The 13,640-nt window shown below is 60.6% G+C and carries 15 protein-coding genes; 7 read left to right on the top strand and 8 right to left on the bottom strand.

All coding sequences use genetic code 11. The features are described 5' to 3' along the window. Position 1: 1 nt before the first annotated feature. The 3 genes from A0251_RS01295 to arsH all read left to right on the top strand — a co-directional run bounded on the left by A0251_RS01295 (position 2) and on the right by arsH (position 2,351). Entirely contained in the window at positions 2–499 is a 498-nt protein-coding gene (locus A0251_RS01295) for an arsenate reductase ArsC (protein ID WP_062815028.1), read from the top strand. Continuing rightward, the gene (gene arsB / locus A0251_RS01290) at positions 499–1,527 is read left to right on the top strand and encodes an ACR3 family arsenite efflux transporter (protein WP_062815027.1); all 1,029 of its coding nucleotides are present in this window, start codon (positions 499–501) and stop codon (positions 1,525–1,527) included. The genes A0251_RS01295 and arsB overlap by 1 nt, the downstream gene beginning before the upstream one ends. A 113-nt stretch (positions 1,528–1,640) precedes the next feature. Next, positions 1,641–2,351: an arsenical resistance protein ArsH gene (gene arsH, locus A0251_RS01285; RefSeq protein WP_062815026.1), complete on the top strand. Its 711-nt coding sequence runs from the start codon at positions 1,641–1,643 to the stop codon at positions 2,349–2,351. Positions 2,352–2,663: 312 nt separating this feature from the next. On the opposite strand, the gene A0251_RS01280 is transcribed toward arsH, so the two are convergent. The 5 genes from A0251_RS01280 to A0251_RS01260 form a co-directional block, all read right to left on the bottom strand. After that, a complete protein-coding gene (locus A0251_RS01280) occupies positions 2,664–3,752 on the bottom strand; it encodes an alanine/ornithine racemase family PLP-dependent enzyme (RefSeq protein ID WP_062815025.1) in 1,089 nt (362 codons plus the stop codon). Further along, positions 3,749–4,987 carry a DUF1611 domain-containing protein gene (locus A0251_RS01275; protein ID WP_062815024.1) on the bottom strand — a complete coding sequence of 413 codons (1,239 nt, stop codon included), beginning with the start codon at positions 4,985–4,987 and terminating at the stop codon, positions 3,749–3,751. The genes A0251_RS01280 and A0251_RS01275 overlap by 4 nt, the downstream gene beginning before the upstream one ends. A 201-nt stretch (positions 4,988–5,188) precedes the next feature. After that, the gene (locus A0251_RS01270) at positions 5,189–6,109 is read right to left on the bottom strand and encodes a glutathione S-transferase family protein (RefSeq protein WP_062815023.1); all 921 of its coding nucleotides are present in this window, start codon (positions 6,107–6,109) and stop codon (positions 5,189–5,191) included. Positions 6,110–6,178: 69 nt separating this feature from the next. After that, positions 6,179–6,733, bottom strand: a complete 555-nt coding sequence (locus tag A0251_RS01265) for a YaeQ family protein (RefSeq protein WP_062815022.1) — start codon at positions 6,731–6,733, stop codon at positions 6,179–6,181. A gap of 240 nt (positions 6,734–6,973) precedes the next feature. After that, complete coding sequence (locus A0251_RS01260) at positions 6,974–7,528, bottom strand: TMEM165/GDT1 family protein (protein WP_062815021.1); 555 nt, start codon at positions 7,526–7,528, stop codon at positions 6,974–6,976. A gap of 470 nt (positions 7,529–7,998) precedes the next feature. On the opposite strand from A0251_RS01260, the gene A0251_RS01250 reads away from it, so the two are divergent. After that, positions 7,999–8,205 carry a SlyX family protein gene (locus A0251_RS01250; RefSeq protein WP_062815019.1) on the top strand — a complete coding sequence of 69 codons (207 nt, stop codon included), beginning with the start codon at positions 7,999–8,001 and terminating at the stop codon, positions 8,203–8,205. 162 nt (positions 8,206–8,367) lie between these two features. Here A0251_RS01250 and A0251_RS01245 read toward each other — a convergent pair whose 3' ends face one another. From A0251_RS01245 to A0251_RS01235, 3 genes are all read right to left on the bottom strand, one after another. Next, positions 8,368–8,793 (bottom strand): TM2 domain-containing protein, encoded by a 426-nt coding sequence (locus A0251_RS01245; RefSeq protein WP_062815018.1) that lies wholly within the window; start codon positions 8,791–8,793, stop codon positions 8,368–8,370. A 170-nt stretch (positions 8,794–8,963) separates the two neighbouring features. Next, positions 8,964–10,085 carry a PilT/PilU family type 4a pilus ATPase gene (locus tag A0251_RS01240; protein ID WP_062815017.1) on the bottom strand — a complete coding sequence of 374 codons (1,122 nt, stop codon included), beginning with the start codon at positions 10,083–10,085 and terminating at the stop codon, positions 8,964–8,966. Positions 10,086–10,100: 15 nt separating this feature from the next. Beyond that, a complete protein-coding gene (locus A0251_RS01235; protein WP_062815016.1) occupies positions 10,101–11,135 on the bottom strand; it encodes a type IV pilus twitching motility protein PilT in 1,035 nt (344 codons plus the stop codon). Positions 11,136–11,271: 136 nt separating this feature from the next. Between A0251_RS01235 and A0251_RS01230 the strand changes: the two genes are divergently transcribed. The 3 genes from A0251_RS01230 to A0251_RS01220 all read left to right on the top strand — a co-directional run bounded on the left by A0251_RS01230 (position 11,272) and on the right by A0251_RS01220 (position 13,529). Then, entirely contained in the window at positions 11,272–11,955 is a 684-nt protein-coding gene (locus tag A0251_RS01230) for a YggS family pyridoxal phosphate-dependent enzyme (protein ID WP_062815015.1), read from the top strand. 71 nt (positions 11,956–12,026) lie between these two features. Continuing rightward, on the top strand, positions 12,027–12,836 hold the full coding sequence (gene proC / locus A0251_RS01225; RefSeq protein WP_062815014.1) for a pyrroline-5-carboxylate reductase: 810 nt from the start codon (positions 12,027–12,029) through the stop codon (positions 12,834–12,836). A gap of 144 nt (positions 12,837–12,980) precedes the next feature. Then, on the top strand, positions 12,981–13,529 hold the full coding sequence (locus A0251_RS01220; protein WP_062815013.1) for a YggT family protein: 549 nt from the start codon (positions 12,981–12,983) through the stop codon (positions 13,527–13,529). Positions 13,530–13,640 lie beyond the last annotated feature (111 nt).

Here is a 13,640-nt window from a genome sequence, read left to right as displayed (position 1 = left end):
CATGCAACTGCAACCCATGACGATTCTGGTGCTGTGCACCGGCAATTCCTGCCGTTCCATTATTGGTGAAGCGTTGATCAACGCCCTGGGCGAAGGCCGTTTTCGGGGGCTCAGTGCCGGCAGTCATCCCACCGGTCAGGTGAACCCGGGAGCGCTGGCGGTACTGGCCCGCCATGGCATTACTCCGCAAAACCCGGCCTCCAAGTCCATGGACGATCTGGCCGATGAGACTATTGATCTGATCATTACCGTCTGCGACAGCGCTGCCGGTGAAGCCTGCCCGGTGTGGCTGGGGAATGTGCCCAAGCTGCATTGGGGGCTACCGGACCCGGCCCATGCGCAAGGCACGGACGAGGAGATTGCGGCGGCCTTTGAGGCCACCTACCAGCAACTGGAAAAACGGTTTCAGGCACTGTTCGCCGTTTCGCTGGATGACCTTAACGAGAAAGGCCTGGTGGCCTGCGGCGAGCAAATCCACCGGGACATGGGGGATCTCTGATGCCGTTCTTTGAACGTTACCTGAGTGTCTGGGTGGGCCTGGCGATTATTGCCGGGGTCGGCCTGGGGCTGGCAGTGCCGCCTCTGTTTCAGGCGGTGGCAGCGTTTGAGTATGCCCATGTGAACCTGGCGGTGGCGGTGTTTATCTGGGTGATGGTCTACCCGATGATGATCCAGATTGATTTCACGGCGATCAGGAAAGTGGGCCAGAACCCGCGAGGGTTGCTGCTCACTCTGGTGGTCAACTGGCTGATCAAGCCGTTCACCATGGCGGCGCTGGGCTGGTTGTTCTTCAAGGTGCTGTTCGCCGGCTGGGTGGATCCGCAGACCTCCACTGAGTACATCGCTGGCATGATCCTGCTGGGCGTGGCGCCCTGCACCGCCATGGTGTTCGTGTGGAGTCACCTGACCAAGGGCGACGCCAACTACACCCTGGTGCAGGTGTCGGTGAACGACATCATCATGGTGTTTGCCTTTGCGCCCATTGCCGCTCTGTTGCTGGGCGTCAGCGATATCACCGTTCCCTGGGATACGCTGTTGTTGTCCGTGGTGCTCTATGTGGTGCTGCCCTTGATCGCCGGTTTCCTCACTCGCCAGATGCTGGTGGCAAAAGGCGGTGAGGAAAAAGTGGCGCGTTTTGTCCACACACTCAAACCGATCAGCGTCATGGGGCTGCTGGCCACGGTGGTGTTACTGTTCGGCTTCCAGGCGGAAACCATTCTCGCCAAGCCCCTGGCCATTGTGTTGATTGCCATTCCGTTGCTGATCCAGACCTACGGCATTTTTGTGATCGCCTACTGGGCCGCCCGCCGTCTGCGTCTGAAACACAACGTGGCCGGCCCGGCCTGTTTGATCGGCACCAGCAATTTCTTCGAGTTGGCGGTGGCCGTGGCCATCAGCCTGTTCGGCCTGCACTCCGGCGCGGCCCTGGCCACCGTGGTGGGGGTGCTGGTGGAAGTGCCGGTGATGCTGACACTGGTGGCGATCGTGAATCGCACCTCACACTGGTTCGAAGAAAATCCTGCATAACCCTGTAGGAGCCCATGCGTGCATGGCGAAAGTCTGTCAGATTCACACCTGCTTTCAGGAAACAGAACCCTTCGCCATGCAAGCATGGGCTCCTACAAACAATGAGAGCGTCGATGAAAGATCTACCCAATCTCGATAACGAGTGTTTCCAGGTCCCCGCCACAGAAAATGTATTCCGGGATCAGCCATCCACCCACAAGCCACGCATCCTGTTGTTGTACGGGTCCCTGCGCCAGCGTTCCTTCAGCCGGCTGGTGGTGGCCGAGGCTGCGCGTCTGCTGGAAGTCATGGGCGCGGAGCCGCGGATTTTTCATGCCGATGGGCTGCCGCTGCCGGACAGTGAGGATGCCAGCCACCCCAAGGTGCAGGAGCTGCGTGATCTGGTGACCTGGAGTGAAGGCATGGTGTGGTGTTCGCCGGAACGCCATGGCGCTATGACCGGCATCATGAAGGCGCAGATTGACTGGATTCCCCTGTCCCTGGGCGCAGTGCGTCCCACCCAGGGCAAGACCCTGGCGGTGATGCAGGTGTGTGGCGGTTCTCAATCGTTCAATGCGGTGAACCAGCTGCGGGTGCTGGGCCGCTGGATGCGCATGCTCACTATTCCCAACCAGTCCTCGGTGCCAAAAGCCTTTCTGGAATTCGATGAAAACGACCGCATGAAGCCGTCCGGTTTCTATGACCGTATCGTCGATGTGATGGAAGAGCTGGTGAAGTTCACCTACCTGACCCGCGACCGTAGCGACTACCTCACTGATCGTTATTCCGAGCGCAAGGAAAGCGCCGAAGAACTGATGAAGCGGGTGAATCAGCGCAGCATGTAGGTCGTAAAGATTTTTTTTACCACAGAGGGCACAGAGGACACTGAGATAAAAACCTTCTCGGTGGATTTGGTGTCCTCTGTGGTGGAAGTGTTTTTTCCACCGCAGGAATGGTGCAGTTCGCCTTAGGCTCAGTGCACCCTACGCGAAGAGTGTAGGAGCTTTCTGTGCCCTGCGGGTCTGCCTGCAAGCGAAGCCGCGCTGAAAAGCAACATGTCACCCCAAGCCACAGAAACAACGCTTTCCCTCAGTGTTCTCTGTGCCCTCTGTGGTAAAACCCGCTTTTCCGCCTTTTATCTTTTCGACAACCGAGCACTACTTCCGGTGCTGGGTTACCGGTTTGCCGCGGATCATTTTCTTTTCCACGAACGGTGATGTCATGGCCCGCACCAGGGCGCTGTAGTTCACCCCGAAACGTACTTCATCTCCCACCCGCAGGCGCAGTTTGCCGCAGTCCAGCAGCAGGTGATCGCCGCTGGCGCCGAGGATGGTCAGCCCCTCTGGTGGCAGCAGGCCGTCCGGGTCCAGGTCCTGTTCGCCCACCGCCAGAATCGCCCGCGCCATGTCGCCGCTATCGGTGGAAACCACGTCGCCGCCGAAGGCGGTTTCCGCCAGTGTGCCCCAAGGCAGGGAGGGTTTGGTTTTCGATTCGATCACTTCCGCCACCAGGGTGATGGCGTCGGTGTGCAGGCCGTCAACAGGCTGGCGGTGCAGGGGCTCGCAGCCGAGCAGAATGGCTTCACCCAGGCGCAGATGGTTGATGCGACCGGTGGCACTGTTGCCCAGAGCCCAGTCCAGATTGGCGGAATTGCCACCGGAGACCAGTCGCAGCTGGATTCCCAGCGCGGTTTCTATTTCCTCGGCCAGGGTCGACAGGGCGCCCATGTTATCCGCATCCGGGGCCATGCCGCTGTGACAGGCCAGGTTGGTGCCGATGCCGGTGAGTTCCAGGTTGGGCAGCCGCACCACCTCGCGGGCGGCGCTGATCAGATCTTCGGGCAGAATGCCTTCGCGCAGGTCCCCCAGTTCCACCATCAGCACGATGCCGTGGCTGCGCTCGGCTTCCTCGGCGGCGGCGGACAGTCGGCGCACCACCGACAGTTCGGTGTTGAAACTGATGTCTGCGTTGCGTACCACCCGGTCCACCTGGCTGAGCATGGGCGAGCGGATCAGCATGATGGGGGCAGAAATGCGCTGCTGGCGCATGGCCTCGATGTTCTCGATGCGCGAATCCCCCAGCCCGCTCATGCCGGCGCGCAGCATGGCCTTGGCAATGTCCAGGGAGCCCAGCGCGGCCTTGGTGACGCCAGTGACGGCGATGCCCCGGTCGCCCAGATCTTCCACCAGCATGCGGGCATTGTGGCTGATCTTGTCCAGATTGATGTCCAGTCGCGGGGTGCTCATTGCGGTGCTCCCGCCAGGCCTTGTTGCAGGGCCGGGAAGGCGGCAAACACCATGTCCAGCAGATGCTGGTCGGGGCGGCTCAGCGCATCGGTGACCGGGATGCCCAGTTCATGGGCGAAGCGATCCATGGCCAGGCAGAGCTGGGCGGCGTCCATGTGCTCGTGGTTGATCGTCAGGCCGATCACACGGGTGTCGGCAAAGGTTTCGATCAGGGTGATTTCGTCCGCCGGGTCGGGCATGGCCATGGTGTCGAAGTCACAGCGGAACGCCCGCGCCGGGGCGTGCTGCAACACCACCGCGTGGGGGCAGGCACCGCGCAGAATAAAGGAAGTGGTGGAAAACGCCGGGTGGCTCAGGGCGCCCTGGCCTTCGATGATGATCACGTCCGGCTGCTCGTTCTGGAATGCCTCGACGATGGTGGCTTCCAGTTCCCCGGCGCAAAACTGCGAGGGCACCGAATCTAGCGCTACACCGTAACGGGCGCCCTGGATCAGCCCGGTTTGCCCGGTGCCCACCAGTACCGCCTTGAGGCCGATGGCATTGAGGGCAGCGGTGAGTACGGTGGCGGTAGTGCGCTTGCCGATGGCGCAGTCGGTGCCCAGCACGGCGATGCGTGGGCAGGTTACCTGATGGATGTCGCCACTGAACATGCGCAGAAACTTCTTCGGCCGGGGCCGGCGCACATCGACGATATCCACCTTGTGGGCGATGCCGGCGGCGGCGAATTCCGGGTCGTCGTTAAGGAATTCATGCAGGCCGTTAACGATGCTCATGCCCTTGCCCATGGCGGCCAGCACCACCTGGCGCTGGGCGTCGGAGAGCAGGCCGCTGGCCGGCGCCATACCAAAAATCAGAAAGTCCGGCAGGGTGGCGGTCTGGCTCAGGGCGTCGTCCATGTCCCGGCAGACCGGGATGCCGTTGGCGGTGCCGTCCAGAATCATGCCGCTGTCGAGCCCGGCCCGGGTGCTGTCGATCACCGACAACACGGCATATTTTTCCGAGTGGCGAATCAGTCCATTGGCGGTTTTGCCGTCGATGTCACCGAACTGGCCTTCGCAGTAGATGATCGCGGTGGCGGTGCGGTTGATGGCGGGGTGGGGCAGGGTGTGAGCGTTATGCAGGGCAGAGTCGGGCAAGGCAGCAGGAAGCACCGCAGGCAAGGACGAAGCGCCGGCGGGCGGTGCCTGGGCCGAATAGGGGCGTGGGCGCAACGAAATCGGGGAAACGGTACTCATGGTGGCTCCTCTGGCGACACAAGGCTTAGAGGGGCAATGGCGATGAGGTCGGCCTGAGGCACCGGAGAACAGCGAGAAGACCCCACTAAGCGGTGGGGTGAAACGGCAGACAGGGTAGCACGGATGCCACCCGGACATTGGAATAAAACGGGTGGCAGCCGAAACGCTTGCTGAAATGTCAGACCAGAGTGGCCAATACCGTCAGACGGCGCGGATCACAAAACCTTGCCGGGGCAGGTGCACATGCACCCGGCCCACGGCGTCTTCGTCCCGTGCCACGATCCAGCGCTCATCGGTGCTGGCCACCAGAGTGCCTTCCACCGGAATGCGACCGTAGTCGTTCGGGACCACGCTTACGGTCTTGCCGAGTAATGCCTGGTCCTGGGTGGAATCGGGAAGGGAGCGGGGGGTGGCAGCACGGGCCTGTTCCAGGGCCTGGTCGGCGTTGATCGGGGTGCTGTTGCCCTGGCCATAGGCCTGCAGACGATCCATCCAGGCATTGACGTTGGGAAACCGTTTGAAGCGAGGTTGTTCGGCCAGGTCACGCTGGAACCACAGGCTGTGGTAGGCGGAGAAATCCCCGGCGTTTGGGGTGTCGCCAAACAGGAACGGCTGTGATTCCAGCTTTCCTTCCAGATCAGTCAGATGGGCTTCCACCATGCGCTTCATCTGCTTGGGGCTGTTGGTTTTCACCTTGGCCTTGCTGCCCATGGCGATGCGATCCCACAACAGGCGGCCCAGATCCAGCAGCGACGATTCCTTGAGCACCTTGCGCAGCAGGGTCAGGTTGCCGGCGGAAATGATGCAGGCGAGAAAGATGTCCAGGTCCACCCGGGCGACAAATTCCTGCACCTGGGCGTCACCGTTGGCGGCGACCAGTTCCGGCTTGTCGGCTAACCGGGCAATTTCCTCGCTGATGATACGGGTATCACAGAACACATCCGCGCCGATTTGCGCCACCGGGATCTTCCGGTAACCCCCGGCCAGGGGAGCCAGTTGGGGCCGTGGTGGCATTTCCCGCACGGTGACCGATTGCCAATCCAGACCGGCATAGCCGAGCATGGCCCGCACCTTCTCGGAAAAGGGGGACAGGGCGTAGTGGTGCAGAATCAGGTCTGACATGGGGTCTCCGTTGTCAAAGAAATCGCGACGACACTAGTAACATGAAGCGCTTGTGTGCTGCGTGAAGATTTAGTGATGGGGGCTGGCACCAAACCAGGTGGTCAGGCCCATCTCCATGGATTGTTCGGTGCTGCCAAACCAGATTTGGCCATCCTGGATCATGCATTGCAGTTGCATGGTGCGCTGCATCAACGGGGCCAGCGTTGCTTCGCTGTCCGGGTCTACGTGAATGATGTGCAGGTTGCTGAAGCGGGTCACCTTGCTCTTCATGGTGTCCCACCACACCTGAGGTGCGCGGGCACCGTAGGTGTAAATCGTCACCTGTCGCGCCAGGCCGCACGCCTTGCGGAGGCGTTTCTCGTCGGGCATGCCCAGTTCGATCCAGTGCTCCAGGGTATCGTCCGGGTTGCGCTGCCACAGGTCCGGCTCGTCCGTGCTGGACAGGCCCCGGGTAAAGGCCAGGTCTTCGTGGGCATTCAGGGCGAAGGCCAGCAGCCGCAACATCATCCGCGATTCGGTTTCCGACGGGTGCAACGCCACGGTCAGGTTATGGGTAGCGTAGTAGTCCCGGTCCATGTCGGACACGGTCAATTCGGCTTTATAAATGGTGGCGGTCAGGGCCATGAAAGGACTCGCAAGCAAGCGGCATGCAACAGGCATGCACGGAAAAAATCAGGCTGATTGTAGCAGGGTTGAAGCTTGCACGACGGGCGTAATACTCGCCCTGCCGTGAGAGCGGTCGATCCCCCAGTCGTTAGAAGCGAGTAGCGAAAATATTGATGCAGGTTCTGCTTTTCGGAACTCGTGCCTCGTTACTCGCGTCTCTTTTCGCGGTCGAACGACCGCTCCCACAGGGGGAGGGCATTAGCTGAGGAGTGCAAAGAGCCCGAAGCCTACAAACAGCACCGCACTGATGCGATGGGCCCAGGTTTCAAAGCGTTCACCACCGAACTGGTGAGCCAACCAGATCACTGGCAGGTTAGCGGCGATCATGCCCAGGGTGGAGCCACCCAATACCGGCCAGAACTGATCCTTGAACTGGACCGCCAGGGCGATGGTGGCGAACTGGGTCTTGTCGCCGATTTCGGCGATGAAGAACAGGAACAGGGCGGTCAGGAAGGGGCCGAAGCGGGGATCATCATCCACTTTCTCGTCACCGTCCGGGATCAGCATCCACAGGCCCAGGGCAATAAAGCTGATGCCGAGAATCCAGCGCAGCCAGTCTCCGGGAATCGCCCCGGCCAGCCAGTCACCGAACCACACGGACGCGCCATGGTTGAGCAAGGTAGCCACCACCACGCCGGCCAGGATCGGCCAGGGTTTGCGGAATTTGAGAATCAGGGCCAGCGACAACAGTTGGGTCTTGTCGCCGATCTCGCCGAGGGCAACCAGCAGGAAAGAGCTGAACAGGGCTTCCATGAACGTTTCCAGAGGGGCGGGATTGCGACACAGAGACACCACCGGTCAATCCCGCCCCTGCGGAATACCAGCGATGTCTCAGGTCTCGTCAATCCGTCAGGATGCGGACGCGGCCACCATGCGCATGAGGCGCAACTATGTTGATGACCGCCAAGGGGTGAAAACCGAGCGACTACTCCCCCAAGACGGGGCAAACCTTAGCGGTAATATTGTTTTCGGGCAAGTACAATGGGCGACTCCATACTCCCTGTAGGAGCGTCGCTGGCGGCGCGATCAAAAGCCAGGATCAAAAGCCATTTCACCACAGAGGGCACAGAGCACAGAGAGAAAACCCCTTGTTTTTCCTCAGTGATCTCTGTGCCCTCTGTGGTGAATACCGCTTTCAGGTTTTGGGTTATCGCGCCGCCAGCGACGCTCCTACGGAGCGAGTGGGGATTTGCCCCGCCGTAAAGACAACCAGAGAGACTCCCATGAGCGATGATCGTTTTCTCGATATCGAAACCAAACTGGCCTACCAGGAAGACCTGGTTCAGCACCTGAACAAGGTGATCAGCGACCAGCAGGGAAAAATCGACGAGCTGGAAAAGGTGTGCCGCAAACTGGTGGACCGGGTGCTGGACCTGTCCGAGGAAATGGCCGCGTCACGTATTGAGGATGCACCGCCGCCGCATTACTAAAAGATAGCTTCAAGCCGCAAGCTACAAGCTACAATGCGAACTGGCTCGTTTTTTGATCTGCAAGCAAAGAGGCCGCGCCCAATTTTTGGGCGCGGCCTCATCAGTTCTGGTCCGCAATGGACTTGCCCGTGTTGCAGCTTGTAGCTTGCGGCTTGTTTCTCTTCAGGCAGGAACCGGCTCGCCCTGGGCGGTTTCGCCGTTACGCTCGGAGACCTGACCATTCAGGGTGAACAGGTCATAGAGTACACCGAAGCCGAGCAGGCCCAGCGTCAGCAGGTAGAGTACCCCGGTGCCGATCTTGCCCATGTAGAAGCGGTGGGCGCCGAAGATGCCCAGGAACAGCATCAACACCCAGGCCACACTGTAATCAGTCTCGCCGCTCTTGAACTGGTTGTTGGCGTCCCGGTTCATGCCTGGAATTAGGAAGGCATCCACGATCCAGCCGATCAGCAGCAGGCCGGCGGTGAACATCCACAGCAGGCCGGTGAGCTGGCGACCATAGTAGAAACGGTGATAACCGAAGATGCCGCCGAAAAACCACAGCAGATAACCGATGGGTGTCAGGTGCGTTTCTTTTTGTTGTTGCATGGGTTTCCCCCTCCATTGGTAAAGTAAAAAGCGTCCCTGCGGTTACCGGGCCATCCCGTCACAGATAACGGGTATCTGTAGGAGCTATGCTTGCATGGCGAACCTGCGTGCGGGTGGTTCGCCATGCAAGCATAGCTCCTACAGCCTATTCATGGGCCGGGTTATTACCTTTATTCCGTGTCCTCGATACTCAATCCCCGCGTGGCCACATCCAGGCTGGAGGCGTCGGTCTCGTTGCCCAGTTTGATCATCAGGCGCAGGTCGTTGGGCGAATCCGCGTGGAGCATGGCGTCTTCGTAGGTGATTTCCCCGGCGGAGTAGAGATCATAGAGTGCCTGGTCGAAGGTCTGCATGCCCTGCTCCCGGGACTTGCTCATCAGCTGCTTGAGCATGTGCACTTCGCCCTTGCGGATATGGTCCTGAACCAGCGGCGTACCCAGCAAGACCTCAATGGCGGCACGGCGGCCTTTGCCGTCCGGGGTGGGAATCAGTTGCTGGGCAACGATGCCCTTGAGGTTCAGGGAGAGATCCATCCACAGCTGCCCGTGACGGTCTGCCGGGAAGAAGTGGATGATCCGGTCCAGCGCCTGGTTGGCGTTGTTGGCGTGCAGCGTGGCCAGACAGAGGTGGCCGGTTTCCGCGAAGGCGATGGCCTTGTCCATGGTTTCCGGGGTCCGGATCTCGCCGATCAGAATCACGTCCGGCGCCTGACGCAGGGTGTTCTTCAGCGCCACATCGAAGGACTCGGTATCAATGCCCACCTCGCGCTGGGTGACGATACAGCCCTGATGCTGATGGATGAATTCGATGGGGTCCTCAATGGTAATGATGTGACCCTTCGAGTTCTTGTTGCGGTGGCCGATCATGGAGGCGAGCGAGGTGGACTTACCGGTACCGGTGGCGCCCACGAAAATCACCAGGCCCCGCTTGGTCATGGCCAGTTCCTTGATCACTGGCGGCAGTCGCAGGTCATCCACATTGGGGATCTTGGTCTCGATGCGACGCAGGACCATGGCCACCAGATTCCGCTGGTAGAAAGCGGACACCCGAAAACGACCGACGCCCCGGGCAGAGATGGCGAAGTTGCACTCGTGGTGCGCCACGAATTCCTTGCGTTGCTGTTCGGTCATCACGCCGAACACGATATCCCGGGTCATGTCCGGGGTCAGCGCGCTCTTGGTGACCGGCAAAATCTTGCCGTTCACTTTCATGCTGGGGGGCACGCCGGCGGTAATGAACAGGTCGGACCCGCCTTTCTGCACCATCAGTTTGAGGAGCTCTTCGAATTCCATCTGTCATTCCCCTCGTTAGATTGAGTCCGGGCTCTTGGCTTTTTCCCGCGCCACTTCACGGGATACCAGCCCTTTCTGCACCAGGCCCTGCAGGCACTGATCCAGGGTCTGCATGCCCAGGGCGCCACCGGTCTGGATGGCGGAGTACATCTGCGCCACTTTATCTTCGCGGATCAGGTTCCGGATCGCCGGGGTACCAATCATGATTTCATGGGCCGCCACCCGGCCGCCGCCGTTCTTCTTCATCGGGGTCTGGGAAATCACCGCCTGGAGGGATTCCGACAGCATGGAGCGGACCATGGACTTTTCTTCGGCGGGGAACACGTCCACCACCCGGTCAATGGTCTTGGCGGCGGAAGTGGTATGCAGGGTGCCGAACACCAGGTGACCGGTTTCTGCCGCGGTCAGCGCCAGGCGAATGGTTTCCAGGTCCCGCATTTCCCCCACCAGAATGATGTCCGGGTCTTCCCGCAGGGCCGAGCGCAGTGCCTCAGCGAAGCCCAGGGTGTCACGGTGAACTTCCCGCTGGTTGACCAGACACTTCTTGGATTCGTGCACGAATTCGATGGGGTCCTCGATGGTGAGGATATGCTCGTAGCGGGAATCGTTGATGTAGTCGATCATCGCCGCCAGGGTGGTGGACTTACCGGAACCGGTGGGCCCGGTCACCAGCACAATGCCCCGTGGCATCTCGGAAATCTTCTGGAACACCTTGCCCATGCCCAGGTCTTCCATGGTCAGCACTTTCGAGGGAATGGTCCGGAATACCGCACCGGCGCCCCGGTTGTGGTTGAAGGCGTTAACCCGGAAACGGGCCACGCCGGGCACCTCGAAGGAGAAGTCGGTTTCGAAGAATTCCTCGAAGTCCTTGCGCTGCTTGTCGTTCATGATGTCGTAGATCAGCGCGTGGACTTCCTTGTGCTCCATGGGCGGCAGGTTGATGCGGCGCACGTCGCCGTCCACGCGGATCATCGGTGGCAGGCCGGCGGACAAGTGAAGGTCGGAAGCGCCGTTTTTGGCGCTGAAGGCGAGCAGCTCGGTAATATCCATGGGTGTCTACTTGGGTTGTCTGGTATTGAAAGGGAGCCTGAAGCGCCCTTTTGTTATTATGTCGGCAGCCTGAAACCGGCTTCCTCAGAAAATCGTCGCATGCCTAAAGTAACCCGACCTCTTGAGCCGTTCAATAATGACAGACTCCAAAAGCCCACTGGTGCAAGTTAATACGCAAATAAATGCATTTTGTGAGCAATCCGGTCGCGCCAGCGACAGTGTGCAGTTGCTGGCGGTCAGCAAGACCCGCACAGCGGATGAAGTGGCCCGTCTGGCTGACCAGGGGCAGCGGCACTTCGGCGAGAACTACCTGCAAGAGGCCCTGGACAAGATCGCGGCGCTGCAGGGCAAGGATCTGGTGTGGCATTTCATCGGGCCGATCCAGTCCAACAAGACACGCGATATCGCGGCCCATTTTGACTGGGTGCATTCCGTGGACCGCCTGAAGGTGGCCCGCCGGCTCAGTGACCAGCGGCCGACGGGGTTGGCGCCGCTGAATGTCTGTATCCAGGTGAATGTGGACGATGAAGACAGCAAAAGCGGCATTCCGCTGGAGGCGGTGCCTGCTCTGGCAGACCAGATTGCCGCCTTGCCCAACCTGCGCCTGCGGGGCCTGATGGCCATTCCCCGGGCAAACAGCGAGGACAACAGCCGGGGGGCTTTCCGACAGCTCGCCATGACACTGTCACAATTGCGCAATACAATGCCGTCCCTCGATACGCTCTCCATGGGTATGAGTGCGGATTTCGGCGTAGCCATCGAAGAAGGCGCCACCATCGTCCGTGTGGGCACCGCCCTGTTTGGTCCGCGCACTCCCTGACGGCAGAAAGCCCCGCCGTTGGCCCAACCACAAGCGTACGCGTTACAACACACGACAAGGATTGCGCAGTTATGGCACAACAAAGCATCGGATTTATTGGCGCTGGCAACATGGCCACCAGCCTGGCCGGCGGCATGGTGGCGAAAGGAATTCGTCCCGCCCGTATCTGGATGAGCGACCCTTCCCGCGATCGTCTGGAGGAAGTCTCCCAGCTGCACCGGGTCCATGTGACCAACGAGAACCGGGATGTAGCCGGGCGAGTGGACGTGCTGGTGCTGGCGGTCAAGCCGCAAATGATGCAGGCCGTGTGCGAGGATCTGCGCGACCTGATTGCCGATCGCCAGCCGCTGGTGATCTCCATCGCCGCCGGCGTCACCGTGGCCAACCTGCGTAGCTGGCTGGGGGAGACCCCGACCGTGCGGTGCATGCCGAACACGCCGTCGCTGGTACAGGCGGGCGCGACCGGCCTGTATGCCGCCGAGGGGGTGAGCGATGAGCAGAAAGCCATGGCCAAGGAAATCCTGGGTTCCGTGGGGCTGACCTTCTGGTTTGCCCAGGAAAAGGAACTGGATGCGGTCACTGCAGTGTCCGGCTCCGGCCCGGCCTACTTCTTCCTGCTGATGGAATCCCTGATCGAAGCCGCCAAGGCCCAGGGGCTGGACCCGGCCACCGCACGCCAGATGGTATTGCAGACCGCCTGGGGGGCGGCGCAACTGGCGGTGGCCAGTGAAGCGGGCCCGGATGTGCTGCGCCAGCAGGTCACCAGCCCCGGTGGCACCACCGCCGCGGCCCTGAATGTCTTCGAGGAAGCGGGGTTCCGCGAGCAGGTTCAGGCCGCAGTGGCAGCCGCCCGGGAGCGCTCGGAAGAGCTGGCGGGCTGAACAACTTTTGTAGGAGCGTCGCTGGCGGCGCGATAACCCACGCCAAAATCGCGCCGCCAGCGACGCTCCTACATACATCTCCCCCTTTGAATTTTTCCCTGCGTGCCCCAAACTCTTCCCCTGTCGCGAACCACGGAGCCATCCATGAACCCCCAGGGCGCCCTGTTTTTCCTGCTGGACTTTGTTTTCAGTGCCTACATCTTCATCGTATTGACCCGCTTTGTGCTGCAGCTGGCCCGGGCGGATTTCTATAATCCCATCTCCCAGTTCGTGCTCAAGGCCACCAATCCGCTGCTCAAGCCCCTGCGCCGGGTGATTCCCGGTTACGGTGGGCTGGATATCGCTTCCCTGGTCCTGGTGGTGGTGCTGATCATCCTCAAGACGGTGATTTTGCAGAGCATCCTGGTGGGTGGGCTGCCCAGCGGCATCGGTGGGGCACTGGTCATCCATTCGCTGCGTGAACTGGCCAACCTGATCCTCAATTATGTGTTCTGGACGGTACTGATTCGCGTGTTGCTCAGCTGGGTGGCGCCGGACCCCTACAGCCCGGTGGTGCGGGTAATCGTGCAGATCACCGAACCGATCATGGCCCCGGTGCGCAAACTGCTGCCGCCCATGGGGGGCTTCGACCTGAGTCCGTTGTTTGTGTTGCTGGGTATCCAGCTGCTGCAGATTCTGTTTCAGCTACGCTGAGCCGTGCGTTTCCAGGAGGCGCCCCGGGGCGCCTTTTTTGTGTGGCGACAACAAACTCTGCGCAAGCTTTTTACTTGCGGGCCGTAGCCGTATACAAATAACGACTGCGGA

Origin of the sequence: Alcanivorax sp. NBRC 102024 (assembly GCF_001602235.1) — a bacterium.
In the GTDB taxonomy this organism is placed as follows: Bacteria; Pseudomonadota; Gammaproteobacteria; order Pseudomonadales; family Alcanivoracaceae; genus Alcanivorax.
The sequence above is the reverse complement of the archived record's forward strand: the minus strand, read 5'-3'. Positions and strand labels throughout refer to the sequence as shown.